Source organism: Actomonas aquatica, from assembly GCF_019679435.2.
GTDB classification, from domain to species: Bacteria; Verrucomicrobiota; Verrucomicrobiia; order Opitutales; family Opitutaceae; genus Actomonas; species Actomonas aquatica.
Genome location: NZ_CP139781.1, coordinates 2,069,880 through 2,095,058, shown reverse-complemented (window position 1 = coordinate 2,095,058; position 25,179 = coordinate 2,069,880). Strand labels below are relative to the sequence as shown.

The 25,179-nt window shown below is 64.3% G+C and carries 23 protein-coding genes; 15 read left to right on the top strand and 8 right to left on the bottom strand.

Annotated elements, in window-relative coordinates:
• The first annotated feature begins 4 nt into the window (after positions 1-4).
• The 3 genes from K1X11_RS08110 to K1X11_RS08100 all read left to right on the top strand — a co-directional run bounded on the left by K1X11_RS08110 (position 5) and on the right by K1X11_RS08100 (position 1,898).
• The gene (locus tag K1X11_RS08110; protein ID WP_221029939.1) at positions 5-649 is read left to right on the top strand and encodes a hypothetical protein; all 645 of its coding nucleotides are present in this window, start codon (positions 5-7) and stop codon (positions 647-649) included.
• Positions 646-1,023 carry a hypothetical protein gene (locus tag K1X11_RS08105; protein WP_221029940.1) on the top strand — a complete coding sequence of 126 codons (378 nt, stop codon included), beginning with the start codon at positions 646-648 and terminating at the stop codon, positions 1,021-1,023. Before K1X11_RS08110 ends, K1X11_RS08105 begins: the two co-directional genes overlap by 4 nt.
• Positions 1,024-1,307: 284 nt before the next feature.
• Entirely contained in the window at positions 1,308-1,898 is a 591-nt protein-coding gene (locus K1X11_RS08100; protein ID WP_221029941.1) for a hypothetical protein, read from the top strand.
• A 263-nt stretch (positions 1,899-2,161) separates the two neighbouring features.
• On the opposite strand, the gene K1X11_RS08095 is transcribed toward K1X11_RS08100, so the two are convergent.
• The 6 genes from K1X11_RS08095 to K1X11_RS08070 form a co-directional block, all read right to left on the bottom strand.
• Positions 2,162-2,509: a GxxExxY protein gene (locus K1X11_RS08095; protein ID WP_221029942.1), complete on the bottom strand. Its 348-nt coding sequence runs from the start codon at positions 2,507-2,509 to the stop codon at positions 2,162-2,164.
• Positions 2,510-2,597: 88 nt separating this feature from the next.
• Positions 2,598-3,161 (bottom strand): LptA/OstA family protein, encoded by a 564-nt coding sequence (locus tag K1X11_RS08090; RefSeq protein WP_221029943.1) that lies wholly within the window; start codon positions 3,159-3,161, stop codon positions 2,598-2,600.
• A gap of 13 nt (positions 3,162-3,174) precedes the next feature.
• Positions 3,175-3,654 carry a hypothetical protein gene (locus K1X11_RS08085; RefSeq protein ID WP_221029944.1) on the bottom strand — a complete coding sequence of 160 codons (480 nt, stop codon included), beginning with the start codon at positions 3,652-3,654 and terminating at the stop codon, positions 3,175-3,177.
• Positions 3,655-3,661: 7 nt separating this feature from the next.
• On the bottom strand, positions 3,662-4,171 hold the full coding sequence (locus K1X11_RS08080; protein WP_221029945.1) for a KdsC family phosphatase: 510 nt from the start codon (positions 4,169-4,171) through the stop codon (positions 3,662-3,664).
• A 67-nt stretch (positions 4,172-4,238) separates the two neighbouring features.
• Entirely contained in the window at positions 4,239-6,290 is a 2,052-nt protein-coding gene (locus K1X11_RS08075) for an alpha-ketoacid dehydrogenase subunit alpha/beta (protein ID WP_221029946.1), read from the bottom strand.
• A gap of 108 nt (positions 6,291-6,398) precedes the next feature.
• Positions 6,399-7,181 (bottom strand): TMEM175 family protein, encoded by a 783-nt coding sequence (locus K1X11_RS08070; protein WP_221029947.1) that lies wholly within the window; start codon positions 7,179-7,181, stop codon positions 6,399-6,401.
• A 146-nt stretch (positions 7,182-7,327) separates the two neighbouring features.
• On the opposite strand from K1X11_RS08070, the gene K1X11_RS08065 reads away from it, so the two are divergent.
• Both K1X11_RS08065 and K1X11_RS08060 read left to right on the top strand, forming a co-directional pair.
• The gene (locus tag K1X11_RS08065) at positions 7,328-8,713 is read left to right on the top strand and encodes a GH1 family beta-glucosidase (protein ID WP_221029948.1); all 1,386 of its coding nucleotides are present in this window, start codon (positions 7,328-7,330) and stop codon (positions 8,711-8,713) included.
• Entirely contained in the window at positions 8,710-10,080 is a 1,371-nt protein-coding gene (locus K1X11_RS08060) for an MFS transporter (protein WP_221029949.1), read from the top strand. The genes K1X11_RS08065 and K1X11_RS08060 overlap by 4 nt, the downstream gene beginning before the upstream one ends.
• Positions 10,081-10,120: 40 nt before the next feature.
• On the opposite strand, the gene K1X11_RS08055 is transcribed toward K1X11_RS08060, so the two are convergent.
• Positions 10,121-11,446, bottom strand: coding sequence for a NupC/NupG family nucleoside CNT transporter (locus K1X11_RS08055; RefSeq protein WP_221029950.1), 1,326 nt, complete (start codon positions 11,444-11,446; stop codon positions 10,121-10,123).
• Positions 11,447-11,879: 433 nt separating this feature from the next.
• Between K1X11_RS08055 and K1X11_RS08050 the strand changes: the two genes are divergently transcribed.
• The 8 genes from K1X11_RS08050 to K1X11_RS08015 all read left to right on the top strand — a co-directional run bounded on the left by K1X11_RS08050 (position 11,880) and on the right by K1X11_RS08015 (position 21,899).
• Positions 11,880-12,419 carry a gamma carbonic anhydrase family protein gene (locus tag K1X11_RS08050; protein WP_221029951.1) on the top strand — a complete coding sequence of 180 codons (540 nt, stop codon included), beginning with the start codon at positions 11,880-11,882 and terminating at the stop codon, positions 12,417-12,419.
• Positions 12,420-12,490: 71 nt separating this feature from the next.
• Positions 12,491-14,287, top strand: coding sequence for a DUF885 domain-containing protein (locus tag K1X11_RS08045; protein WP_221029952.1), 1,797 nt, complete (start codon positions 12,491-12,493; stop codon positions 14,285-14,287).
• A 43-nt stretch (positions 14,288-14,330) separates the two neighbouring features.
• Complete coding sequence (locus tag K1X11_RS08040; RefSeq protein WP_221029953.1) at positions 14,331-14,861, top strand: RNA polymerase sigma factor; 531 nt, start codon at positions 14,331-14,333, stop codon at positions 14,859-14,861.
• Positions 14,851-15,477 (top strand): hypothetical protein, encoded by a 627-nt coding sequence (locus tag K1X11_RS08035; RefSeq protein WP_221029954.1) that lies wholly within the window; start codon positions 14,851-14,853, stop codon positions 15,475-15,477. The genes K1X11_RS08040 and K1X11_RS08035 overlap by 11 nt, the downstream gene beginning before the upstream one ends.
• Positions 15,478-15,481: 4 nt before the next feature.
• On the top strand, positions 15,482-17,077 hold the full coding sequence (locus tag K1X11_RS08030) for a serine hydrolase (RefSeq protein ID WP_221029955.1): 1,596 nt from the start codon (positions 15,482-15,484) through the stop codon (positions 17,075-17,077).
• Positions 17,078-17,143: 66 nt separating this feature from the next.
• On the top strand, positions 17,144-18,232 hold the full coding sequence (gene ald, locus K1X11_RS08025) for an alanine dehydrogenase (RefSeq protein WP_221029956.1): 1,089 nt from the start codon (positions 17,144-17,146) through the stop codon (positions 18,230-18,232).
• A 118-nt stretch (positions 18,233-18,350) separates the two neighbouring features.
• Complete coding sequence (locus K1X11_RS08020) at positions 18,351-20,144, top strand: hypothetical protein (RefSeq protein WP_221029957.1); 1,794 nt, start codon at positions 18,351-18,353, stop codon at positions 20,142-20,144.
• A 54-nt stretch (positions 20,145-20,198) separates the two neighbouring features.
• A complete protein-coding gene (locus tag K1X11_RS08015; protein ID WP_221029958.1) occupies positions 20,199-21,899 on the top strand; it encodes a tetratricopeptide repeat protein in 1,701 nt (566 codons plus the stop codon).
• A gap of 27 nt (positions 21,900-21,926) precedes the next feature.
• On the opposite strand, the gene K1X11_RS08010 is transcribed toward K1X11_RS08015, so the two are convergent.
• Positions 21,927-22,445, bottom strand: coding sequence for a peptidylprolyl isomerase (locus K1X11_RS08010; RefSeq protein ID WP_221029959.1), 519 nt, complete (start codon positions 22,443-22,445; stop codon positions 21,927-21,929).
• Between the two features lie 343 nt (positions 22,446-22,788).
• Between K1X11_RS08010 and K1X11_RS08005 the strand changes: the two genes are divergently transcribed.
• Together K1X11_RS08005 and K1X11_RS08000 are read left to right on the top strand one after the other, a co-directional pair.
• Positions 22,789-23,844, top strand: coding sequence for a purine nucleoside permease (locus K1X11_RS08005; protein WP_221029960.1), 1,056 nt, complete (start codon positions 22,789-22,791; stop codon positions 23,842-23,844).
• 76 nt (positions 23,845-23,920) lie between these two features.
• The gene (locus K1X11_RS08000) at positions 23,921-25,066 is read left to right on the top strand and encodes a cysteine desulfurase family protein (protein WP_221029961.1); all 1,146 of its coding nucleotides are present in this window, start codon (positions 23,921-23,923) and stop codon (positions 25,064-25,066) included.
• Positions 25,067-25,179: the final 113 nt, after the last annotated feature.

Sequence of the window (25,179 nt, the reverse complement as noted above, 5' to 3'; positions counted from 1 at the left end):
CCTCATGACTCCCGCTCAAGTCACCATGACCCAGATCGAGTTCGGCAAGGCGTGGGCGGCACGCCGCAAGCTCGGCGGTGGTGATCAGCTCAACCGTGAGCAATGGCGTCGATCACTCAAGATCCGCGCCGGTGCCGTCGACGGTGCCGGCCACCCGCTCCCGTCGAAGCGGATGAACAACGACCACGTCGACGATTATCTGAAACTCTGCCGCGGCTACTCGAAGCCCGGAAATCTCAATGCCCAAATGGAGCTTGAGGAGCAACCGGTGAAGCGTGCCCTGGTCGCATGCAAAGCCCTGCTGGATGCGCTCCAGATCGAACCGGCCAAGCGCGAAGCCTACCTCGCCGGCATCTACCGCAACACGCAGCGCAAGCGGATCCGCGAGGAAGGCTTGGTCGAGATCCATTTCGACCGCATGCCCGTCGAAGACCTCGGCGTCGTCTTATCCGCCCTCAACCACACCGCCGCCCACAAGCTCGGGAAGCAGCACAGTCACCCCTACACCGGCCGCGGCGACCGCTCCCGCTACGCGCACCGCGTCGGGCACCAAAAAGCTGGCCAGAATCCGGCCAGCCAAGTTCCGGCTAACCGCCAACTCAGCCCGATCGCCGATCCGCTTCCATTCGACCAAGACAACCCGTTTTGAGACGCCTCCCCGACAACTCCCTCGAGCTCGATTTTGACCGCGCGGGTGAACCCGCCGAGTCCGGACCGGTTGTCTCCGAAGAACAGGTCGACCGGGTGATCCAATATCTCGAGGGAAAGGGGTGGGTGAAATCACGGCAGCTTCAGGAGGAGCTGGGAATGAGCGAACGCATCGTGCGCGCCTGCGCCCGGAAGGCCCGGCCTCGCATCGTCAGCTACCCTGGCAGCCGCGGCTATCGCCTCTGGGAGGACTGCACCACCAAAGACCTGCACAGCTGCATGGACGGCTTTCGCCGTCAGCGCGACGACATGGATGAGAGCTATCTCATCTACACCCGCGCCTTTCACGGCGGTTACAAAGGCGGAGAGTCATGATCACCCTCCGGCATGATGTAGCGGGCGAGGCCTCGATTGACCAACGCGGTCAAAATGCTCGCCGCTGCTGCGTAACCCCGCGTCGGATCCACCTCCAGGCTGGGGCCCCAGGAATTGCGCCGCTTTCCAATTCGAACCGTCGCCACGTCACCACGATCATTCGTCACCGTGACGCTTCCGTCCGGTTGGCTCGCCAACCGGTAGACACGACCACCAAAGCTCCACGAGGAAAGCTCCGGATCCAAACTGATGCGCGCGGGCTCCATCTCGGCAGCCTGTGAGCCATGGACGTGTTGGGCCAGTTCCTAGATGATCGGGAAGATCCCCAGAAGCGCCACGCCGCGGCCGTAGACGCCCAAAAGGACCGCGCCTGGTGGGAGATCAAGGGAGCAACCGAAGAACAGCGCCTGCTTGCCTTTGAGGCTTGGTGTCGGCGTCAGATACAGTCCCGCCTGGTTCTTTCGGAGGAAGCCACCGCCAAGGCCCGCCGCACCGGTCAGTGCCTCGCCGAAATCAAATGCATGCTGCTCGAGCTATTCCGCCGCGGCTGGCTCCTGGACGGCGCACGTCTCGCCCCTCACGTGATCGCCGTCCTGGACGACGTCGGCAACGCCCAGCGAGCTGGCCGCGTCCAGGAGTTCTGGCCGTTCTTCCGTTCCGTCGTTCGGAGCTACGTCGGCCGCAACGCCGAAGAGATCCGCTCCGAGTCCATGCGCGCCGGCAACATCGCCTCCATGGCTTTCACCGATATCGCCCGCACGCTCCCCGCGCTGGTTGCCCAGGAACGCGAAGAGCTGAACGAAACCCTGCGTGAGAAAAAGACCCGCGCCCGCGCCAAGCAGGCCGAACAGGACAAGCAGGGCCAGCTTTTCTGAGTCCTCTTAAAGGTGCCTTTACCCGTGCTCGAGCAGCTCTATAGGATCCCTCAAATGCTTCTCGTGCCTCTTTCCGCTCTTTCCGCGACTCAGTCGGCAATGTGTCCCAAACCTCTGCCACTTTCCTGATTTCCGGCCTCACCTGTCCCAACCTCACCAAAACGACCATAAAGCACGATCGCGGCGGCTTTTTCCCTCTGTAGGTTCAGGGTTATTCAGCCCAGCGCAGGCTTTTTCAGGTGTCCCAATTCATCCTCCAAGGATCACGGGGCACCAAAGTTGATCAGTAGTCCGGTCTCAATGCGGGAAGATCGTAGGTAACCAAGAATCTGAGCGGTATGCTCGTCGCTTACTGCCCTGACTGCCTTCAATTCGACGATGAGCCGGTTGTCCACGAAGAGATCCGCAAAGTATTCGCCGAGAATTGTGCCGTCTTCATCGTAGACGTGGAGAGGGTGCTGTTGGATTGCGGAGATACCGACCTTTTGCAGGCGATGGGCCAGGGCGTTTTCGTAGATTTTTTCGAGATGCCCATGGCGATGGTAGCGGTGAATCGCGAAGGCGGTTTCTCGGACGGTGTCACAGAGCTCGTTGATGGTGGATTGGGGCATCCCTTTTTGTGACTTCTTGTGCCTTTTTGTGGCTATCCTTTACTGCCATCCGGTTTCCTTACCCTTCGTTGTCTTCTGTGAAGACAGATCAGTTGGTCTCAGGGGCGGGCTCGGTGGTGTCGGCCGGTTCGTCTTTGGGGGCGTTGGCGCCGAGGTCTTGGATGGGGGGGGCGGAGAGGACGGGGTTGATGATGTGCATGCGCTGTTCGCCGCGGAAGAGGGTGATCTTGTCGCCGCGTTGCACGAAGTCGGAGGCGCGGTCGAGCACGACGGGGTCTTCGCTCAGCACGACTTTGTCTTCCAAGGGCAATACCTCGGCGCGGCCGCAGGTGGCTTCGCGCAGGCCTTGGACGATGCGCACGTTGCCGGTGGCGAAGAGGTGTTTGAATCCTTTGAGCTCACCGAGCGTGGCGTCGGGATCGTCTTCGCGCAGCACGACCACTTCGAGGCGGTCGCAGGTGATTTTGAGGTTGGTGCCGGTGAGCATGACGTTGCCGACGCAGATGGCGCGGGTCTCGGTGCCGGAGCTGACCACCTCCATGTCGTCGGCGGTGAGTTCGGTGCGTTGCAGCGGGATGGCAACGGGGTCGGTTTGGGCGGTCAGGCTGGTGGCGAGTCCGAGGCCGAGCAGGAAAAGGAAGGAGCGGAGCATGGTGGCGAAAAGGTTATTTGATGAGGTCGACCATCGGCGTTTCGAAGATGACATGCGCGTTGCGCTTGAGGTGGAGCCGGTGCTCCTGCGGGCCGAGGTATTCGTAGGACCAGTCCTCGCCCTCGACGGTGAGGTCACGTTGTTCCCAGCGCACGGCGTCGGGGCCGGTGACGAGGCGCGGCTCGGGGGCCAGCACCGCGACAGGGGCGGTGAGGGTGGCTTCGGTGCCGCGGTCTTCGAGGCCGGTGTAAACCGTGATGATGGTATCGCCGAGCACGACGGCGGTGGGGTCGCGCAGGTCGGCGGTTTCGCCGAGCACTCGCACCCACGGGTAGCCCTCGTCGCTGAAGAAGGAGACGGTATAGTTTTTAACCGGCGCAGGCGTGCGCACGCGGCCGGCGGTGGATTCGGTGGTCGGCTGCTGGGCGAGCGCGAACGTCACGGCGATCGTGCCGAGCAGGGAGAGAACGAGGCGTGCGGAGCGGCGGATCACGGCGGGCTTAGTCCTGACCGCTGTGCGCGAGGATTTGTTCACAAATCTCGCGGATGGCGCCGGCGCCGGCGCGGCGGGTGGTCATGGCGTCGGCGGCGTTGACGGCGGCCGGCATGGCGTCGGGCACGGTGATGCCGATGCCGGCCCAAGCGAGGGCGCCGGCATCGATGTCGTCGTCGCCGACGTAGAGGCATTCTTCGGCGCTGAGACCGAGTTCGGCTGCGAGTTCGGAGAGCGCGGTGTATTTGTCACTGCGACCCTGGATGAGGTGCGGAATCTTGAGCTCGGTGGCGCGCACGGTGGTGGCACCGGAGGCGCGGCCGGAGATCCAGGCGACCGCGATGTTGTCGCGCAGGAGGCGGACCATGCCCATGCCGTCGAGCACGTTGAAGGTCTTGGTTTCAACGCCATCGGAAGAGACATGGATGCAGCCGTCGGTCAGCACGCCATCAACATCGGTGGCGAAGAGTTTGATGGCGGCCCAGCGGGCGGCGGGAATGTCGGACAGGGAAGGCATGGAGAATTGGGAATGGGGAAGAGTGAATGGTGAAGTGGGGCTACCTTTGCTTCCAGGGGGGGGCAGTTTAGCCGATCCAGTCGGCGATGGCGGTGGTGATTTTGTCGAGGGTGGGGCGGAAGGCTTCCTCGAGCTCGGGGGCGAAGGGCACGGGCATATCGAGGGAGGCGATGCGCAGGGGCGGAGCCTCGAGGTCGAAGAAGAACTCTTCGGTGAGCTGGGCCACGAGTTCGGCGCCGAAGCCGTGGGTGCGGCGTCCTTCGTGCAGCACGATGAGGCGATGGGTGCGGGCGAGGGAGGCCTTGATGGCGTCGAGGGGCAGCGGGTTGAGGGCGCGCAGGTCGAAGAGATCAAAGTCCACTTCGTATTCATCGCGGAAATACGCGGTGGCCTGCTCGGCGAGGCCCACCATCTGCCCGTAGGTGACGACGGTGGCGAAATCGCCGCGGGCGAGGTGGCGCGGTCGCCAGACCTCGCGGTAATTGGGGTCGAAGGCGACGGGGGCTTTGACGGCGCGGTAGAGGGCCTTGTGCTCGAAGAGGAGCACAGGGTTGTTGTCCTCGTAGGCGGCGAGCACGGCGTTGAAGGCATCCTGCGGCGTGCTCGGATAGAGGGCTTTGATCCCGGGCATGCTGAGCAGGAAGGAATCGAGTTCCTGGGAATGGAAGGAGCCGAAGGTGAGGCCGCCGCCGGTCGGGAGGCGGAACACGACGGGCACCTGGGCGCCGGCCCGGAAATGGTAGGTGGCGGCGTTGAGGGTGATCTGGGTGGCGGCTTCGGTGACGAAGTCGGAGAACTGGAATTCCTCGATGGGGCGGTGGCCGCCGAGGGCGAGGCCGATGGCGTAGCCGGTGCAGGCACTCTCGGCGAGCGGCGTATTAAAAACACGACTACGGCCGAAGTCGGCGAGCAGACCATCGGTCACCTTGAAGGCGCCGCCGTAGGTGGCGATGTCCTGGCCGAGGACGAGGGACTCGGGGCGTTCGGTGAGCACCTTGCGCAGGGCAGCGTTGATGGCCTGGGCGAAGTTGAGCGGTTTGGCGGTGGCCGGCTCGGGCTGCCAGGGCAGCGGGGCGGCCGGCGGGGCGTAGACATCGGCGAGCAGGGCGTCGACATCGGCGGTGGGGCGGGCAACGGCGAGGCTGTGTTTGATGCAGGTCTCGATGAAGGTGTTGAGCTCGGTTTCGAGGGCTTCGACCGCGGCGGTCTGGCCGGCGGCGACGAGTTGAGCGCGGAACTTGGGCAGGGGGTCGGCGGCGAAGAAGCCGTCGGACTCACCGGGTTTGAGGTAGTCGCAGGTGTCGTAGGCGGCGTGGCCACGCAGGCGCAGGGTGTTGACCTCAACGAGCATGGGGCGACCGGAGTCGCGAACGGTGGCGATGGCGTCGGCGAAGGCGGTGGCGGCGCCGAGGGCGTCGGTGGCGTCGATCTGGCGACCCTCGATGCCGTAGCCGGCGGCGCGTTGGTAGAGGGCGGTGTGGGCGGCGTATTGTTCGGCCTCGGGGGTGGAGTAGGCGTAGTGGTTGTTCTCGATGACGAAGAGCACCGGCAGGCCGAGCAGGGCGGCGAGGTTCATCGACTCGTGCACGTCGCCGGTGGAGGAACCACCGTCGCCGAAGAAGGTGAAACCGACCGGGCGGTGACCGGCGCGGCATTGGGCGTCGGTGAGGCCGATGACGTTGGAGAGCATCACGCCGAGGTGGGAGATCATCGGCAGCGAGCGGTTGACCGGGTCGCCGTGGTGGATGTTGCCCTCACGCGCCCGGGTGGGGGAGTCGGCGTTGGCGAAGTATTGGTTGAGGTGCTCGCAGAGGTGGCCGCTCCAGATGAGGTGACCGCCGAGGTCGCGGTGACTGAAGCAGGTGACGTCGTGGGCCTTGTCGGCGAGGAGGGTGAGGGGCACGATGAGGCCCTCGTTGCCCTGGCCGCCGGTGACGGTGCCCTTGATGAGCCCCTGGCGGAAGAGTTCCAGGATGCGGTTGTCGGTGCGGCGCGCGAGGTGCATCCACGCGTAGAGCCGCAGCTGGGCGGCGGTGGAGGCGGCAGCGTCGTCGCCGGAAAGTTCGGCGGCGCTGAGTTGGCGCTCGGAGAGAATCGCGGGGAGTGACGGAAAAGCCATGTCCAAACGGCGACGTTGGACGGCTGCGCCGGAAGATTGAAGAGCGAAATGGCGGGACCAAGCGGGGGCGGTGGGCGGAAGAGAGGCCTTCGGCCCGGTGGTTCGCCCCTACCCGGACACGTCCTGCGGTTTGGCTGACTTTCGATTCGCGGTGGCTTCGTTGTAGGCATTGAGGGCGAGATTGCCGTGGTAGGCGGCGGTGAAGCCGATGCCGGGGCCGAGCAGGGCATAGATCACACCGGGCTGCCACGTGAAGCGTTCCAGGGTGGCGAGCACGATGGAAAGCAGGCAAATGGAGATGTTGACCAGGATGCGGCAGATCGAGCCGCGGGTGAGAATGGTCTCGGCCTCGGACAGACGCAGCGCAGCGCGTTGGCGGTAGGCGTGGGTGAAGAGGAGCAGGTAGCCGAAACTGACGACGGCCAATCCACCGCCGTAGATGATGTAGAGGGTGCTCAGATCGGAGAGGGAGCGAATGCCGGTGGGGTAGTCGCCGAGGCCGAGCATGGCGGAGAAGGCGCTGTTGAAGATGAACTTCAAGGGGTAGGCCAGAAAGACCACGAAGAGCAGGATGGCGGCATTCAGAAAACGGGTCCACGCGTCCTCCAGGCCATAGCGACGGAAGAAGGTGTAATGCATGTTCCAAAACCACAGCAGGATGGCGAAGGTCGCGACGAAGGCGGGAAAGCCTTCGAAGATGGCGAGCAGGGCGCGGTAGTCGCGCGGGACCTCGAGGGCGACGACGAGTAGCGTGATGGTGAAGGCGAAGACCGAATCGGCGAGGCCCTCGATGCGAGAGACACCGGCGCCGCGCCAGCGAAACATGGGATCCGGTTTCGGCGCAAACGGCAGACGCGAGCGGAACGGTCGACGGGAGGAGCGGCGCGGCATGATCGGGAGCGGACGCAAGGAGATGTCGGCGAGGATGGCGACCCCTAAACTTTCATTCCAATTTCACTCGCGAGGCGAGAGGGGGCGGGGGCAGGGTCGATGACGGTTGTTGATCCGCTGAATCGCAACCGAACCCCAACCCCAACATGAAGACATTCCCCACTGGTTTTACCTGGGGCTCGGCCACGGCGAGTTACCAGATCGAAGGAGCATGGAACGAAGGAGGCAAAGGTCCCTCGATTTGGGACGCGTTCACTCAGATCCCCGGCAAGATTGCCGAAGGCCACGACGGCACCGTCGCCTGTGATCACTATCACCGCATGGAGGAGGATGTGGCGTTGATGGCGGCGATGGGCCTGAAGGCTTACCGCTTCTCCATCGCGTGGTCGCGCGTGATGCCGACGGGGCGCGGCGAAGTGAACGAGGAAGGCATCGCGTTCTACTCGCGTCTGCTCGACGCGCTGAAGGCGCACGGCATCGAGCCATGGGTCACGCTCTATCACTGGGATTTGCCGCTGGCGCTGCAGCTGGAACTGGATGGCTGGCGCAACCCGGAGCTGCCCGATCATTTTGCGGCTTACGCGCGGCTGTGTTTTGAGCGCTTTGGTGATCGGGTGAAGCACTGGATCACGCTGAACGAACCATGGGTGGTTTCGATCATGGGTCACGCCAACGGCGTCATGGCGCCGGGTCGGGTTTCGAATCGTGAACCTTACGCGGTGGCGCACCAACTCCTGCGCGCGCACGGCAAGGCGGTGGACGTATATCGCCGCGAGTTTCAGGCCGAGCAGGGCGGGCAGATTGGCATCACCAACAACTGCGATTGGCGCGAACCGAAGACGGACTCGGCCGCGGATCAGGCGGCGGCGCAGCGGGCGTTGGAGTTTTTTGTCGGGTGGTTTGGCGATCCGATTTATCACGGCGATTACCCGGCGGTGATGCGGGAACGGCTGGGCGATCGCCTACCGCAGTTTAGCGACGAGGACCGGGCGCTGCTGCGCGGGTCGTCGGATTTCTTCGGCCTGAATTTCTACACCGGCCTCTACGCGGCGAACCAAGGCGAGGAGACCTCCGGCGAATCGAATCCCTACGGCAACGGCGGGATTTCGGAGGATCAGGATGTCGAACTCTCGGCTGATCCGACGTGGAAGAAAAGCAGCATGGGTTGGCCGGTCTTGCCGTGGGCGTGTGAACGACTGCTGAAGTGGATCGACCGCCGCTATGGGCATCCGCCGATTGTGATCACCGAAAACGGCTTCGCGCAGGACAACCCGGTCGTGGACGGGCGGGTGGCGGACCCGGACCGCGCGGCGTTCATCACGACGTATCTGGAGGCCTGTCATCAAGCGATCACAGACGGAGTCGATCTGCGCGGCTATTTTGTGTGGTCTTTGCTGGACAACTTTGAGTGGGCCTGTGGCTACACGCAGCGCTTTGGTCTGCATCATGTCGACTACGCGACCGGGCGCCGCACGCCGAAAGATTCGGCGCGGGTGTATGCGCAGATCATCGCCAACAACGGCCTGCAATGAACCACCCGACGACCCCGGGCGCGACGGCTTCGCTGCGCGTGCGCGAATGTGTCGCCTATGGGCTGGGCGACACGGCGACCAACCTGGTGTGGCGCACCCTGATGGTGTTCCTCGGCTTCTTTTACACGGACGTGTTTGGGCTGTCGGCGGCGGCGGTGGGCACGCTGCTGCTGGTGAGTCGGTTCAGTGACGGCCTCTCCGATGTGGTGATGGGTGTGATCGCCGATCGCACCGAAACGCGTTGGGGCAAATTCCGACCGTGGATCCTGTGGACGGCGGTGCCGTTTGGCGTGCTGACGGTGCTCACTTTCACGACGCCGGATTTGGGCGACACGGGGAAGCTCGTGTATGCCTATCTCACCTACAACGCGCTGATCCTCGTCTTCACGGCGAGCAACGTGCCGTATTCGGCGATGACGGGAGTGATGTCGGCGGATCCCGGCGAGCGCACGCGTTTGTCTTCGTATCGGTTTGTGGGTGCTTTCGGCGGTGCGCTGCTCACGCAAGGGTTGAACGAACCGCTGGTGCGTTGGTTTGGCGGCGGTGATGCGACGGAGGGTTACCGGTGGACGATGGTGCTCTTCGCCACCGTGGCGGTGGGGTTCTTCCTGGTCACCTTTGCGATGACCAAGGAGCGGGTGAAGGCCGTGGCCACACGGGAGCCGCTGCAGTTGCGGCGTGATGTGGCGGACCTGCTGCGCAATCGCCCGTGGTTGGTGCTGTTCGCGCTCGGTCTCTGCTTCGTGACGATCACGACGCTGAAGCAGGGATCCACGATGTATTACTTCACCTATTTCCTGAACTCGAAGGCGCTGGCGGGCAGCTACATGGTCGTCGGCACGGTCGGCGCGTTGGTGGGGGCGGCGCTGACAGGCCGGCTGGTGAAGTGGTGGGGGCGGCGCCGGGTGGTGCTCGGTGCGCTGGCGATCATGGGACTGAGTTGTGCGGCGATGTATGCCGTGGGGCGGGAAGGCACGGCGCTTGTTTTTGGACTCGGTCTGATCACCGAAGCGGCCTCCGGTCCGGTCGTGACGCTGTTCTTCTCGATGTTGGCAGACGCGGCGGATTTCTCGGAATGGAAACACCGGCGGCGGGCGACCGGGTTGGTGTATTCGGCCGGTTCGCTCTCGTTTAAGTTCGGCTCCGGCGTGGGTGGTGGGCTCACCGGTCTGGTGCTGGCGTCGTCGGGTTACGCGGCCAACCTCGAGCAGACGCCGAGTGCTTTATGGGGCATCAAAGCCTTGATGAGCGTGCTGCCAGCGGTCGGCTGCCTGGTGGCGTTTGCGGCCTTCTGGTTTTACCCGCTGACCGACCGCAAGTTTGCGGAGATCCAAGCGGAGCTGGCCGAGCGTCGCGGCGAAGCCTGAGGAGGCCTCGCCGCCGGCGTAGGCGATCGGCGGATACGCGTCAGATCAACATGCCCGCGATGGAGGCGGGGATGAAGCAGGCGAGGGAGCCGCCGAGGAGGGCGCGCCAGCCGAGTTGGGCGAGGTCGGCGCGACGTTCCGGGGCGAGGGCGCCGATGCCGCCGATCTGAATGCCGATGGACACCAGGTTGGAGAAACCGGCGAGGGCGTAGGTGAGGATGATGCGGGTGCGCTCGTCGGTGAGTTCGCCGTTGGCGGCGAGGGTGTTCATGGAGAAGTAAGCCACGAACTCGTTGAGCACGGTCTTCTGGCCAAGTAGGTTGCCGGCCATGAGCAGGTGGCCGCTGTCGATGCCCATGAGCCAGGCGAGCGGGGCACCGATGATGCCGAGGATGAACTCCATGGAGAATTTGGTGAACTCCCCGCCGGTGAGGGAGGCGACCAGGCTGTTGAGGCCGAGCCACTCGCCGAGCAGGTCACCCAAGCCGAAGTTGATCATGGCGACGAGGGCGGTGAAGACGATGAGCATGGCGCCGACGTTGACGGCGAGTTTTACGCCATCGGTCGTGCCGGAGCAGATGGCGTCGAGCACGTTGGAGCCGAACTTGTCGCGCGGGATCTCGATGTTGGTGTCGATCTTCTCTTCCTGCGGCAGGAGGATCTTGGCGATGACGAGTGCGCAGGGGGCCGAGATGACGGACTTGGTGAGCAGGTGGGTGGCAAAGGCGACGCGGGCGGCGGGATCGTCGCCGCCGAGGAGCGCGATGTAGACCGCCATGACGCCGCCGGCGATGGTGGCCATACCGCCGATCATGATGGCGAGCAACTCGGAGCGAGTCATGCGATCGAGGTAGGGTTTGATGAGTAGCGGGGCCTCGGTCTGGCCGACGAAGATGTTGGCCGAGGCGCTCATGCTCTCGGCACCGCCCAGGCGCATGGTTTTGGACATGAGCCAGGCGAAGACGTAGACGATGCGCTGCAGGACACCGAGGTAGTAGAGCATCGAGGTGATGGCAGCGAAGAAGATGATCGTCGGCAGAATGGTGATGACAAAGACCGGGCCGCCATTGGTGAAGGGCAGGCCTTCGACGTTGCCGGGGGCGATGTTGTTGAGCCAACCGAAGACGAGGCCGGTGCCCTCGTTGGTGAAGTCGATGACCTTCACGAAGCCCCGTCCCACGGCGTCAAAGATGGCGCGCACGAAGCCCACCTTGATGACGATGAGGGCGACCACGATCTGCAGCAGCATGCCGGTCCCCACGAGTTTCCAGTCGATGGCGCGACGATTGGTGCTGAAGGCGTAGGCGATGCCGGTGAATGCGACGATGCCGATCAGGCCGCGCAGGATGGGAACAACAGTGTCCATGTGGGGATGGTGATTACTTACAGAAGGAAACGAAGGGAAGGAAGGTGCCGTTGAGGGGGCAGTAGGTTGCCTCTTACGGGCAATTGGCTGAACGGGTTGGGTCTAACCGGACGGGCGCGTAAATTAGTTTCATTGGACGGATGCGGTGAGGGGGCGTGCGCAGGCAGGATTTGTTCCATCGCGGAGTTTTAGGGGAGCAATCTTTTCGCCCAGTTGGTCAAACGGAGCGTGGGCGCATGCGCTGCCCTCGTAAGGACGGGTTGGCGCTCAACGAGCTTGGTCGGGACCGCGTCTATCAGCGAACTGGCTTTGTCGAACAAGGGGTGTGCCATCAGGATCTCTGTTTGCCTCTGTTTCCTTCTGTAAAAGAAAAGCCGGCGACAGGCGCTGAGCTTGCGGTTTGGGGGCCGGGGCGCGAGAACCATTCTTTGTTATGACCGTTGAAGAACGCTTGCAGCAACACCTTAGCAAAACGCCTGATATCGCGGCCGCCAATTGGGTGGCTCCTTCCGCCGACGTGATGGGAGACGTCGTGCTGGGTCCGCGCTCGAGCGTGTTCTACGGCGCAGTGCTGCGCGGGGACATCGCTCGCATCCGCGTGGGCGAGGGCAGCAACATTCAGGACAATTGCACCGTGCATCTGGCCGACGATCTCGACGCCATCATCGGCGACTGGGTCACGGTGGGCCACAACGCCATTGTGCACGCGTGCACGATCGAGGACGAGTGCCTCATCGGCATGAACGCCACGATCCTTGATGGCGCGCACATCGGTGCCCGCAGTCTGGTTGCGGCGGGCGCGGTGGTCACGCCCCGCACGGTCATCCCGCCAGGGTCGATGGTGGTGGGCGCGCCGGCAAAGGTGCGCCGCGCGCTGACCGAGGAGGAACAGGCGTCGCTCAAGGGCTGGGCCGAAAAATACGTCGCCGTTTCCGCCGCGCACAAGCGCCTCGAAAAGGGCGAAACGATCTGAACCGGTCTTGAGATTTGCGTTGCCGCCGAGCCCCGCTAGAGGTCGGCAGCATGCGGCTGCGCTTCTCCCTTTTGTTCACGCTCTGCGTCTCGCTGGTCAGTTCACTGACGGCCCAAAACATCGAGGATGATCGTTACGGTGGTCTGACCGCGGACAGCGGGATGACGGAAAGTGAGCGCTTCGCCCGCCTGCTGGAGGTGGATTGGCAGGTGGGGTTGGAGCAAAACCCGGAGATCGCCACCTACGTGGGCGTGCCGGGGCATAACGATCATTGGAGCGACATCTCGGCGGCCGGCCGGGCGCAGGCCGAACGCCGCGCCCGCACCCGCCTCGCGGTGGTGGAGTCGATCGACCCGAGCGAGTTTGGCGAAGAGGAGCAGGTGAACTACATCCTCTTCCGCGACTTGGCACGCGAAGAGGTGGAGATGCTGGCGTTTCCGGAGTATCTCATGCCGCTCACGCAGTTGAATGGCGTGCAGCAGAACGCGGCCGGCCTGCTGCGCATGATGCCCAATCGCTCGGTGGCGCAGCTGCAGGATCAACTGGGGCGGCTGCGCGGGCTGCCGCGGGTCATCGATGATACCATCGTGCTGCTGCGCGAAGGTCTGGCCGAGGGCGTCACGCCGCCGGCGATCACCTTGCGGGCCGTGCCGGATCAGGTGAGTAACATGATCGTGGATACGCCGGAGGAGAATCCGCTGCTGCAGGGCTTTTACAACGTGCCGGCGTCGGTGCCGTTCGAGGATCTGGAGATGATGCGCGGCGAGGCGATCGAAGTTTACACGGCGGAAATCGCGCCGGCTTTTGCGCGCCTGGAGACCTTTTTGCGCGAGGAGTATCTGCCCGCGGCGCGCACCGATATCGCCGCGACGGACTTGCCGGACGGTGAGGCCTGGTATGCCGCCTCGGTGAAGTCGCGCACGACGCTCGATCTGACTCCCGATGAGATTCACCAAATCGGTCTCAATGAAGTCGCCCGCATCCGCGCCGAGATGGAACGGGTGAAAGGCGAAGCCGGATTTGAGGGCTCGCTGGAAGCGTTCTTCGAATTCCTGCGCACCGATCCGCAGTTCTTTCACACGGAGCCGAAAGCGTTGTTGGCGGAGTATCGCGACATCGCCAAGCGGGTCGATTACGAGATGCCCAAGCTGTTTGGGCTCTTGCCGCGCCTGCCCTACGGGGTGGTGGAGATTCCAGCCTATTCGGCGCCCTCACAAACCACCGCCTACTATATGCCGGGGTCGCTGGAGAGCGGCCGAGCCGGGGCGTATTATGCCAATACCTACAAGTTGGAGACCCGTCCGCGCTGGGAAATGGAGGCGCTGAGTCTGCACGAAGCCGTGCCGGGGCATCATCACCAGATCGCGTTGCAGCAGGAGATCGAAAACCTGCCGGCGTTTCGGCGTTTCTCCTGGGGCTATACCGGCTTCGTGGAAGGCTGGGGGCTGTATGCTGAGAGTCTGGGTGAGGAGATGGGCTTTTATCAGGACCCGTATTCGAAGTTTGGTCAGCTGACCTACGAGATGTGGCGCGCGGTGCGCCTGGTGGTCGATACGGGCATGCACTCGAAGGGTTGGTCGCGGCAGCAGGCCATCGACTATTTCAAGGCCAACGCGGCCAAGACCGAGAACGACATCATCGTGGAGATCGACCGCTACATCGTCTGGCCGGGGCAGGCACTGGCTTACAAGCTGGGCGAGCTGACGATCAAGCGGCTGCGCGCGCAGGCCACGGAGGCGCTCGGCGCCGACTTCGATGTGCGGGCCTTCCACGACGAAGTGCTGCGTCACGGTGCGCTGCCGCTGAAGACCCTCGAGGCCAACATCGCGCGGTGGATCGTGGAGCAAAAACAAGTTTTGAAAAAATAGTTGTAAGGGAGTCGGGCCGAGCGGCCACCAATGGGGTGAACCGATGATTTCCGCCGATCCCCACGAACAACGTTTTGCCGCCTGGCTCGAGGAGCATGGCGCGATTCTGCACAAGCTGAGTCGCGCTTATGCGCCGGAGTCCGCCGACGAAGACGATCTGCGCCAGGAGATGATGGTGCAGCTGTGGCGCTCGGTGCCGCGGTTTCGCGATCAAGCCAAACCGTCCACCTGGATCTACCGGGTGTGCCTCAACACCGCGCTGACTTGGCGTCGCACCGAGCGGCGTCGCGAGGCGCGGGTGGTGGCGCAATCGGCGCCGGTGGAGGCCGCGGTCTGTGAAGCCCACGGCCCGGCGCGCACGCAGGAGCAGCAGGACCTCATGGCCAAGCTCATGCAGGCCGTGCGTCGGCTGCGCCCGGCGGACCGTTCGCTGGTGGTGTTGGCGCTCGATGGTCTCAGCTATCGGGAGATTGGTGAAGTCACGGGCATGAAAGAAAACCACGTGGGGGTGGCCTTGAACCGCGCCCGCCAAAAATTGTCCGCATTGTTGAAGGAGGTTGGTGATGAACTTTGATGACCTGCAGAAAGCCTGGCAGCAGGCCCCCGCGCCCGGTGGCGCAACGATTGACGCGAGCCTCTTGGCCGAGGTGCGCAAAGACAGCCGCTCGTTTGCGCAGAAAGTCTTCTGGCGCGATGTGCGCGAAATCTCGGCGAGTTTCATTGTGGCCGGGGTGTTTGGCAAAGTGGCCCTCGACGCCGAAGCCGAGGGCTCAACCGCCTGGCCGGCCTGGGTGGCGGCGGCGCTGCCGCTGCTGGTGGCGGCATACTTCCTCATCGATCGTTGGATGATGCACCGGCGGGCTCGCCCGCAGGGGGGCACGGTGATCGAAGAAATCGAGCGGGCGGCCGCCGCGGTGCGGCACCAGATCTGGCTGCTGCGCAATGTGCTCTGGTGGTATATCCTGCCGCTGGCACTGTGCTCGGTGATGCTGGGTCTGCAGATCATTCTGTATGCCCCGGCCAACTTTCCTGTCTGGGGGCGCTGGATCATCGGCGCGCTCGTGCTGCTGCCGACCGGCCTCTTTGACTGGTGGGTGTGGCAACTGAACCAAAAGGCGGTGCGCGAAGACCTCGAACCGCGCCTGGCTGAACTTGAACAACGCCGCGATGAACTGCGGTCGGAGGATTGATGTGATGAAAAACTGGATACTAAAAACCACCCTCGCGCTTGCGACCGCCGTCACCGGCTGGTCGGCGGAGACGATTGATACCACGGGCCTGCAGGCGGAACTCGCCAGCTGGGCCGGCGACAAACCCGGCGCGGTGATCGCGCTGGTCATCGACGGCGACGCCCGCGGGATCGCGACGGCCGGTCGCTGGAGTGCCGAGGACGAGCGGCTGGCGGATGAGCACACGCTGTTTGAGATCGGCTCGATCTCGAAGGTGTTCACCGCCTTGCTCACCGCCACGGCGGTGCAGGACGGCGTGCTGGCCTGGGATGAGCCGGTGGCGGGCGGATTCGCCCCGTCGACCATCACCTATGCAGATCTGGCCACGCACATGTCGGGGCTGCCGCGACTGCCCACGGATTTCCCGTCGCTGGACCTGGTGGACCCGTATGCGATTTCGGACGTGGCGGAGGTGCAGCGCGCCTTTGCGGCCAACGCACCGGAGGCGGAGCAGGGCACCTGGGCTTACTCCAATCTCGGCGCGGCGGTGCTCGGGCAGGCGGTCGCGGCTGAGCTCAAGATGAGCTACGAGGATGCGGTGCGCGCTCGGGTGCTGCAGCCCTTGGGTATGACGGAGACGGTGATGTCGGGTCTGGAGAAACTGGATACGGCGAAGCTGGCGCCGGGATTCAACTCGGCGGGGCCGGCGGCGCGTTGGCGTTTCGATGGGTATGCGCCGGCGGGGGCTTGGATCAGTTCGGCGGCCGACATGGAGCGATTTATGCGGGGGCTGATGGCCGCGGAAGAGCCGTGGGCCTCGACCATGGAGGTGCAAGCCGAGACGGACGGGCCGTATGCGATGGGTTACGGTTGGATGATCCACGATGTGGCCGGTGAGTCGGTGAAAGGACACGCGGGCGGCACGGGGGGCTATCGGTCTTTCGTCGGTATCCAACCGGCGACCGGGCGCGGCATCGTGGTGCTGGGAGCGCGCGACGAGGATGTCGCCGGGATCGGTCTGGGCTGGTTGCAGGGGCTTTTCGACGGCGCGGTGAAATCGACGGATGAGCCGGTCGTTTTGGAAGACTTTGTGGGGGAGTATCCGCTCGCCCCGCAGTTTGTGATCTCGGTGTTTCTGCAAGACGGGCAACTGCGGGCGCAGGCGACCGGTCAGCCCAGCTTCGGCCTGAAGGCGGCGGGCGCGGATGCCTTTGCCTTCGAAGGCGTGGCCGCGCGGCTGAGTTTTGAGCGCGATGACGACGGTGCGGTCACCGGACTCGTGCTGCACCAAGGCGGTCGGGACATGCCGGCGCCGCGGCGAGACGCCAGCGAAGTGAAGCAGGAGACAAAAGGCATCGAGCTGGCGCCGGCGCAGTTGGAAGGTCTGGCCGGGGACTACGAGCTCGCGCCGACTTTGATCGTGTCGATCACCGTCGATCGCGGGCAGGTCTTTGCCCAGCTGACCGGGCAGGCCCGTTATCCGGTGTATGCCAAGGCGCCGGACCGTTTCTTCTATGACGTCGTGGAGGCGGAGCTGGAATTTCAGCGCGACGAGACCGGCGCGGTGACCGGGCTGGTGTTGCATCAGGCCGGCCAGCATATCCCGGGCAAAAAACGCTGACGAAAAGTCGGCCGATGAGTGGGCGCCGGGCTTGTGTCCGGCGCTCCGACGACAATGCTGCGCGGCATGAAAATTGGCGTCCCCAAAGAAATCAAAACTGGTGAAACGCGGGTCGCGATGACCCCCAATCTGTGCCGCCGCTGCGTGAGTCTCGGCGCGGAGGTGCTCGTCGAAAAAGGCGCGGGCGCGCGGGCGGGCTTCACTGACGAACAATACCGCAAAGCGGGCGCGCGGGTTTTGACGACGGCGGCTCGCGTGTGGGGTGACGCCAATCTGGTGGTGAAGGTGAAGGAGCCGCTGCAGCCGGAGTTTAAATACTTCCGTCCGGATCTGACCCTGTTCACCTACCTGCACCTCGCGGCTTGTCCGGATCTGGCGGCGGCGTTGGTGAAGAAGAAGGTGCTCGGCATCGCCTACGAATCGGTGGAAGCGCCGAGTGGTTTTTTGCCGCTGCTCAAGCCGATGTCGCACATCGCGGGTCGGCTCTCGATCCAGACCGGCGCTTACCTGTTGCAGTCGCAGAACGGCGGCTCGGGCGTGCTGCTGGGCGGCATCCCCGGCACGATGCCAGGTCGGGTGGCGATCATCGGCGCGGGCAACTCTGGCGCGCATGCGGCCCGCATGGCCATGGGCATGGGCGCACGCACGGTCGTGCTCGATCTGGACCTGCGCAAATTGGAGATGCTCGACGAAGAGTATCGCGGCGGTCTGGTCACGCTGATGGCGAATCCGGCCAACATCGAACTGGCGGTGGCGGATTGTGATTTGTTGATCGGGGCGGTGCTGGTGCCCAACGCCAAGGCACCGACCGTGGTGACCAAGGAGATGGTGAAGAAGATGCGGCCGGGCAGTGTGATCGTGGACATCGCGATCGATCAGGGCGGCTGCATTGAGACGATTCATCCCACCTCGCACCTGGAGCCGACCTACCAGAAGAATGGCGTGGTCCACTACGCGGTGCCGAACATGCCGGCGCTGGTGGGCCGCACCTCGACGGTGGCGCTCACGCAGGCGACGGAACCGTATCTGGTGCAGATGGTGAGCGAAGGCATCGAGACCGCGCTGACCAATCACCCCGGCCTGGCCAAGGGCGTGAACACGCGAGGCGGCGTCGTGGAAAACGCCGAAGTTGCCAAGGCGCTCGGCTACGCCTGAGGGCGTTTTTTCTGCCAAGGTATCGCGGCATTAGCGGTCGCGATACCTGTGGGGGTAACCGGTTTGTTCGTCGTGCCGCGTTGCGTGGAGTCGGACTGCCGGTTGAGTGGCCGTTCCCATGAGAGCGGCAACTCGACGGTGCAAACTCTGGGGTTTGGTGGGCGTGTTGGCGGTCGGGGCGATGAGCGTCGAAGTCGACGCGGCGCCGCGCTGGCGCAAGGTGGAGACGCCGCACTTCGAGGTGTATTCGGCGGCGAGCAAGGCGGAGACGCGGGAGATCATCCGTGATCTGGAGTTGTTTCACCAAACGGTGTTGCAGGTCTTCGCGCTCAAGCCGCAGAGCGAGCGCCGCACGCGCATTGTGATCTTCGGCCGGGAGCGACATCTGGACCCTTACAAGCCGGAGATTGAGAGCGGGGAGAATCCGCACGGCGAGGCATGGGAGGGGGAGCAGATCGCGCGCGACGGTGTCGGGCCGCCGGACGACAGCCTGAGTTATGATGTTAACCGGAAACGTTTCACGCCGGCGGGACCGCAGATGATGGAAACGCCCAGGCCGGTGCGACTGAACATCTCCCTGCGCGAAATGCACGCGGCGCGGATGAATGCGATGCGGGCGGCGTTGCAACCGCCGCGCGGGGTGAGTCGGCAACCGGTGCCGGGCAAGGTGGACGCGCAGCACGCCTACTCGGTGGTGCATCCGGACCAGGCGTTGATCGTGCTCTCGGGCGAGGACGAATGGGAGAACACCAAGGCGGTGTTGTTCGGCCGCTACATGCGGAACCTGCTGCAGCAGTGCGGCCTCACGGAGCCATCGTGGTTTTTGGAAGGCATGGCGGAAATGCTGACGAGTTTTGGTATCCGTCGTGACACTACGGTGGTGGGGCAGCCGGACGGTGAGCTGATCGGGTTCATGCGCGAGCTGGGGTATTTTATGCCGTGGGAGGAGTTCTTTGCGATGGCGGCGGACTCGCGGGCCTACGGGCAGCTCGGCAATCGTGATCTCTTCGCGGCGCAGGCGTGGTTGCTCGTGCACTACTGTTACTTTAGCGAGGAGCGTTCGCCGGAGTGGCGGCAGGCGTTGCTGGCCTGGATCGCGGAGGTGCAGCGCGGAGAGGGCGACATGGTGGAGCTCATGCAACGTCATCTTGGCGTGACGCCGGCGGAGCTCACGGCGGAGTTGCAGACGTATTGTCAGCGGGCGGAGTTTTCGGGGTTGGTGTTGGAACGGCCGGAGCGGTGGGCTGGCGATCGGGTGGCGCTGGAGCGGGCGAGCGAGGAGGAGGCGGAGGCGGCATTGTTGGACGTGCGGGTGCGGGTGTCGCGGGATCCGGAGGCGGTGCAGGAACTGGAGGCGCGGCTAGCGGCGGCCAACGCGGCGGGCGAGACCGATGTCGCCGCGCTGGAACTGCTGGGCGTGGCTGCGATGTTGCGGGGGGATGCGACGGCGCAGGTCGACTACTGGGGGAGGGCGGCGGCGGCGGGGTCGGCCGACCCCGCGGTGGTGCGGCATGAAGCAGTGGCGGGGTTGCGCGCGTGGGTGGAGACGGAGGCGGCGGGCGCGGTTGAGCTGATTGGGGACGAGCAGGCGGTCGTCTGGCGGACGCAGTTGGAAGCGGCGCTGCGATTGGATCCGGCGGATGAGGTGACGCTGCGATGGCTGGGTTGGTTGGAAGGGCTGGCGGAGACGCCGTCGGTGGAGAACATGAATCGGGTGCAGCGCGCGGTGGTGGCAGGCATGGCGCAACCCGACGGCGTGATGATGGCGGTCGCGATCATGCAGGCGCGGGTGGGCGACGAAGCGACCGCGCGCGAAATCGTGACCAGCTATGGCGAGGACTGGGAGACCTGGAAGTGGCGGGCACTGGCGGCGGAGGCGGGGGCGCGTGTGGATGACGGTGGTGGAATTTGAAGCGAGCTTGCGAAAAGCTTTCCGTGGGCGGCCAACCCTGCTGTTGTGGCGGCAATGATGCGACGTTGGGCGTTGTTGGGTTTGGGGCTTTTGGGACTCGCCGGAGCGCGTGTTGAAGCGGAGGCAAAAGACGTCTGGCTCCACGCGCAAACCGAGCACTTCGACGTGTATGCGGCGACGGGGGAGCGGGAGGCGGCGGAGATCGTGGGGGATCTGGAGCTGTTTCGGTCGGCCGTGGTGGATGAGTTGGGGGAGTCCATGGGCAACCGGGCCCGGGTAAGGATCGTGCTGTGGGACCGGGAGTGGGACTTCGAGGCCTTCAAGCCGATACCGCCAGAGGAGGACGCGGACCCGTTGGATGAAGACGGGTTGTGGAAGCGCTACGAACGCGAGTTGCGTTGGCGGACGGTGGGCGCGGGGAATCCGAATCGGACGATGTCGACCTTACGCACGTTGGTCGGGCCGCCGCGCCTGCAACGGAAGATTGGCTGGGTCGGGCATGGCGTGGACGGCGGAAACCAGGATTTGGATGTGCGTTACGGGGCTGACGAAGACGTGAGTTGGATCGCGCTTTCGGGCGAACGTCGATGGGAGCACACCGCGCGAGCCATGCGTTGGCCGTATGTGAAACTGCATCTGGACCAACAACGGAAGCCGCTCCCGCTGTGGTATGAGGATGGCGTCGCGGCGATCCTTCGGGAGTTTCGCGTGGTGGGAGACGACTATGCGCTGGGCAGTTGGAGTAGCAGTAGGGGGAGTTTTCTGGTGGCGATGAGGCAACTCACCGCGTGGCCGGACTTTTTCCAACAGTCGGCCGGTGACGAGGTGTTTGAGCTACCCGGTGCCCGGTATGCCTACGCCTCCCAAGCGTGGTTGCTGTTGCAGCATGCCCGGTTCAACCGGAAGGACGATACGCGTCTGGCCGAGGCGTTGCAGGCCGCACTGGACGATCCCCGTCTGAAGGGCGGTGACGTCGGCGATCGGGTATTTGCGCAGGCTGAGATTGCGCCGGAGGAACTGACTGAAGCGTTGGAAAAGCTTCTGCGGCGGCAGCGGTCGCGAGAGGTCTACCGTCGGCTGGGAGCCAAGGTGGAGTTGGACTTCCGCGTCATGGCAGAGACCGAGGTTGAAACGTTGTTGGAAGACATGAAGGTGCGATTGCGGCGGGACCCAGAGACGGTGGCGGCGTTGCGCGAACGACTCGAAGCCAATGCGCAGGACCGGCGCGCGTTATCGTTGTTGGGACTGTATGCGTTGGACGAGGCCGAGCTCGGAGCAGCCGAGACGTATTGGGAGCGAGCCGTTTTGGCGGGGTCGGAAGTGAGTGCGCATCTGCGCTTGGCGCCGCAGTTGGCGGTGGAGGGGCGCTGGCATGTTTTGGAATTTGGGGATTGGACCGAAGCGGACGCTGCTCGTCTGCCGGAATGGCGGATGCGTTTGCGGAGCATTCTAGCGACCGATCCAACCGACGAATCCGCCATCGAGGTGTTGGCTTGGGTGGAAGCCCTGGCGGCGGATGTTGATGCGGAAAACGTGGCGCTGGTTGAGGGACGTTTGGCGGGGATGGGGTGGTCCGATTTGACCGAAGTGGCGTTGCTGCATCTGCAGCTGAGACGGGAAGCCGACAACGCGGAGGCACGGGCGAAATTGGAAGCCTACGCTCACTACGCCGACGAATTGCTGGCGACGGTCGCGGGCGAGCTTTGGCAGATGCACCAAAACAAAACCCCGGCCGAGGTGGCCGGGGTTGAGTAAAAGAGAGAGGATCCGGGGCGCGGAGGTTTAGGCCTCGACGATCTTGATGGACTTCACCTCGACGCGCTCGACCGGGGTGCTCTTTTCGCCGCCGCCGCCGTGTTTGGTGGGAACGGTGGCGATCTGCTCGAGGACGCTGTCGCCGGCGGTCAGTTGGCCGAAGGCGGTGTATTGGCGATCGAGGAAGCCGGCTTCACCGTGGCAGATGAAGAATTGGCAACCGGCGCTGTCCGGGTGAGCGGCGCGGGCCATGGAGATGACGCCGCGGGCGTGGTGCTTGTCATTAAACTCGGCCTTCACCTTGTAGCCGGGGTCGCCGGTGCCGGGCATGCCGGAGGCGCCTTCCTTGGTGTTGGGGCAGCCACCTTGGATCATGAAACCCTTGATGATGCGGTGGAAGGCGGTGCCGTCGTAGAAACCCTCGCGGGCGAGCTTCTTGAAGTTTTCGACGGTCTTCGGCGCGACGTCGGGCCAGAAGGAAAGAGTCATGTCACCGTAGCTGGTGGAGATAACGGCGACTTCGGAGGCGGAGTTTTCAGTGCTCATAAAGGCGCGGAGGATCGCGAGCCGAGTGAGCGTCGGTCAAGCCTCGGTGCAAGCAGGCAACGTCGACGGCCGAGCGCGCCGGGCCCCGCCACCGCCCCGCCTCGCCCCACGTATCACTCTCCCGGCGAGAGAAAGTTGTCACCCATTAGGTGACAAAATTGGGTGGCGGATCGGGTGGTGAACGAGGTAAGTAGCGTAATAACAGGATGAAAAGAGTGGGTAGAATAGGAGTGGGGGCGAAAAAAGTGTCACCTATTAGGTGACAAGTGGGATGAGAGGCGGGCGGTCGTTGAGGGGGTGGAAAGGGCTTTTAGTGGGGCATGGGGTGTGCTCTGGTGGCGGGATGCGTTTGTTTTCTCTTTGCTCGGTGCTGTTGGGTTTGACGGTGGGTGGTTTGGCGGCGGAGGAGCCGATCAAGGTGAAGGTGGTCGTGGTGGCCATGTTTGAGGCCGGCGAGGATACCGGAGATCGGCCGGGCGAGTTTCAGTATTGGGTGGAGCGCGAGGGGCTCACGGAGGTGATTCCGTTTCCGCAGGGTTATCGGGACCTGCGCAGCACGCCGAACGGGGAGTTGCTGGGGGTGGTGACGGGCGTGGGCACGGCGAAGAGTGCGGCGACGATCATGGCGCTGGGGCTGGATCCGCGCTTTGATTTGACCGAGGCGTATTGGCTGGTGGCGGGGATTTCGGGCGTGGATCCGACGGACATGTCGCTGGGCTCGGCGGCGTGGGCGGAGTGGTTGGTCGATGGCGACCTGGGCCATGAGATCGATTTTCGCGAGGTGCCGGAGGGCTGGGAGACGGGTTACATTCCGCTGCGCAAGGCGCGGCCGTATCAGCAGCCGGTGGATGGCAGTGAGGGGCAGGTGTTTCGGTTGGTGCCGTCGTTGGTGGAGTGGGCGTATCAGCTCACCAAGGACACGGAGCTGATGGATACCGAGGCGATGGCGAACAAGCGGGCGCTGTATGAAGGGTATCCGGTGGCGCAGCGGCCGCCCTTCGTGCTGAAGGGCGACCAGTTGGCGGCGATGACTTACTGGCACGGAGAGATCCTGAATGAGTGGGCCAACAAGTGGGTCGACTATTACACCGAGGGGCAGGGCGAGTTTGTGACCAGCGCGATGGAAGACACGGGCACCTACAACTCGTTGTCCTGGCTGGACCGGGCCGGGAAGGTGGATGTGAAGCGGTTGCTGGTGCTGCGCACGGCGAGCAATTTTTCGATGCAGTGGCCGGGTGGGGATGCGGCGGAGAGCCTGAGTGGCGAAAAGTTGGGTCCGGGGTATTCGGCGTATTTTCCGTCGCTGGACGCGGCGCACCGCGTGGGCAGCAAGGTGGTGCACGCGCTGCTGGAGGGCTGGGAGACGTATCGGACGGAGATGCCGGGGGCGGAGAAGTAAGAAGTTTGAAGTAGGAAGTAAGAAGTGGGAGTCCGGGGCTTGATTGGCGGGCAGGTCGCTCGCACGGTGGGCGGCTGTGCCGTATTTTGATTACAACGCGACGTCGCCGATGGTGCGGGTGGCCCGGGAAGCTTGGGTCGCTGCGCAGGATGAGGCGTGGCAAAACGCCTCGAGTCCGCATCGTGCGGGCGTGCGGGTGGGGCTGCGTTTGCAGGCGGCGCGGGAGAAGCTGGCGGTGCTGCTCGATTGTGAGGCGGAGCGCATCGTGTTCACCGGTGGGGCGACGGAAGGCGCGCATGCGATCATGCAGCACTTGTCGGAGCAGTTGCCGTTGGACGCGCGGATCGGTGTGAGCGTGACGGAGCATCCGGCGGTGCTGGCGGCGGTGGGGAGTTATTTTGAGTCGGAGCGCGTGGTGCGTCTTCCGGGGACCTTTGGCGGCACGGTGGCGCTGGAGCGCGTGGACCAAGCGCTGGCGGCGGGCGTGAAGGTGATCGTGTTGATGGCGGCCAATAACGAAGTGGGGTTTTTGCAGCCGTGGGCGGAGGTCGCGCGCAAGTGTCGCGCGGCGGGGGCGATGCTGGTGTGTGACGCGACGCAGTGGCTGGGCAAACTGGCGGCGGGCGGCTTGGCGGAGGCGGACTGGGTGATCGGCTCGGCGCACAAGTTTGGCGGCCCGAAGAGCGTGGGTTTCCTGCTGCGACCGGCGGCGGAGAATGGTTTTAGTGTGCGGCGCGGGGGCGCGCAGGAGCGCGGTCAGCGAGGCGGCACGGAGGACTTTCCGGGCATCGCGGCGATGGTGGCGGCGTTGGCGGAAGCGGAGCAATCGAAGGTGTTGCTGGAGGACGATCGCGTGCGCACGCGGCAGGCGTTTGAGGCGGAGATCACACGGCGACTGGAGGGCGTGCGAGTGCTCGCGCCGGTGGTGGAGCGGCTGTGGAACACGGTCGCGTTGGTGATGCCGTATGCGGAGAATCACCGCTGGGTGGCGAAGCTCGACAAGCACGACGTGCAGGTGTCGACCGGGTCGGCCTGTGCGAGCGGCAAGGAAGCGCCGTCGCATGTGTTGGCAGGCATGGGCGTGGCGCCGGAGGAGGCGCGGCGGGTGATCCGGATCAGCGCGGGTTGGGATACGGTGCCGGGGGATTGGCAGAAGCTGGCCGATGCGCTGGTGGCGGTCGCGGATGAACTGAAACCGCCGAGCAACGTGGTGTCGGTGTAGTTGTTTTTTAACCACAGATGAACACAGATGGACACAGATGGTTGGGAGGCAGGAAGCAGGTCGGCGGAGATTTTTTCCGGGTGAGTCGGTGTCCCGCTGTGGTTGAAACGCGT

Bases quoted from the DNA above. Each gene is read 5' to 3' on its own strand.
- K1X11_RS08050 (WP_221029951.1), top strand. From the start codon at position 11,880: ATGACCGTTGAAGAACGCTTGCAGCAACACCTTAGCAAAACGCCTGAT.
- K1X11_RS08020 (WP_221029957.1), top strand. From the start codon at position 18,351: ATGAGAGCGGCAACTCGACGGTGCAAACTCTGGGGTTTGGTGGGCGTG.
- K1X11_RS08010 (WP_221029959.1), bottom strand. From the start codon at position 22,445: ATGAGCACTGAAAACTCCGCCTCCGAAGTCGCCGTTATCTCCACCAGC.
- K1X11_RS08055 (WP_221029950.1), bottom strand. From the start codon at position 11,446: ATGGACACTGTTGTTCCCATCCTGCGCGGCCTGATCGGCATCGTCGCA.
- ald (WP_221029956.1), top strand. From the start codon at position 17,144: ATGAAAATTGGCGTCCCCAAAGAAATCAAAACTGGTGAAACGCGGGTC.
- K1X11_RS08100 (WP_221029941.1), top strand. From the start codon at position 1,308: ATGGACGTGTTGGGCCAGTTCCTAGATGATCGGGAAGATCCCCAGAAG.
- K1X11_RS08110 (WP_221029939.1), top strand. From the start codon at position 5: ATGACTCCCGCTCAAGTCACCATGACCCAGATCGAGTTCGGCAAGGCG.
- K1X11_RS08030 (WP_221029955.1), top strand. From the start codon at position 15,482: ATGAAAAACTGGATACTAAAAACCACCCTCGCGCTTGCGACCGCCGTC.
- K1X11_RS08070 (WP_221029947.1), bottom strand. From the start codon at position 7,181: ATGCCGCGCCGCTCCTCCCGTCGACCGTTCCGCTCGCGTCTGCCGTTT.
- K1X11_RS08065 (WP_221029948.1), top strand. From the start codon at position 7,328: ATGAAGACATTCCCCACTGGTTTTACCTGGGGCTCGGCCACGGCGAGT.
- K1X11_RS08095 (WP_221029942.1), bottom strand. From the start codon at position 2,509: ATGCCCCAATCCACCATCAACGAGCTCTGTGACACCGTCCGAGAAACC.
- K1X11_RS08060 (WP_221029949.1), top strand. From the start codon at position 8,710: ATGAACCACCCGACGACCCCGGGCGCGACGGCTTCGCTGCGCGTGCGC.
- K1X11_RS08005 (WP_221029960.1), top strand. From the start codon at position 22,789: ATGCGTTTGTTTTCTCTTTGCTCGGTGCTGTTGGGTTTGACGGTGGGT.
- K1X11_RS08080 (WP_221029945.1), bottom strand. From the start codon at position 4,171: ATGCCTTCCCTGTCCGACATTCCCGCCGCCCGCTGGGCCGCCATCAAA.
- K1X11_RS08040 (WP_221029953.1), top strand. From the start codon at position 14,331: ATGATTTCCGCCGATCCCCACGAACAACGTTTTGCCGCCTGGCTCGAG.
- K1X11_RS08035 (WP_221029954.1), top strand. From the start codon at position 14,851: ATGAACTTTGATGACCTGCAGAAAGCCTGGCAGCAGGCCCCCGCGCCC.
- K1X11_RS08090 (WP_221029943.1), bottom strand. From the start codon at position 3,161: ATGCTCCGCTCCTTCCTTTTCCTGCTCGGCCTCGGACTCGCCACCAGC.
- K1X11_RS08015 (WP_221029958.1), top strand. From the start codon at position 20,199: ATGATGCGACGTTGGGCGTTGTTGGGTTTGGGGCTTTTGGGACTCGCC.
- K1X11_RS08075 (WP_221029946.1), bottom strand. From the start codon at position 6,290: ATGGCTTTTCCGTCACTCCCCGCGATTCTCTCCGAGCGCCAACTCAGC.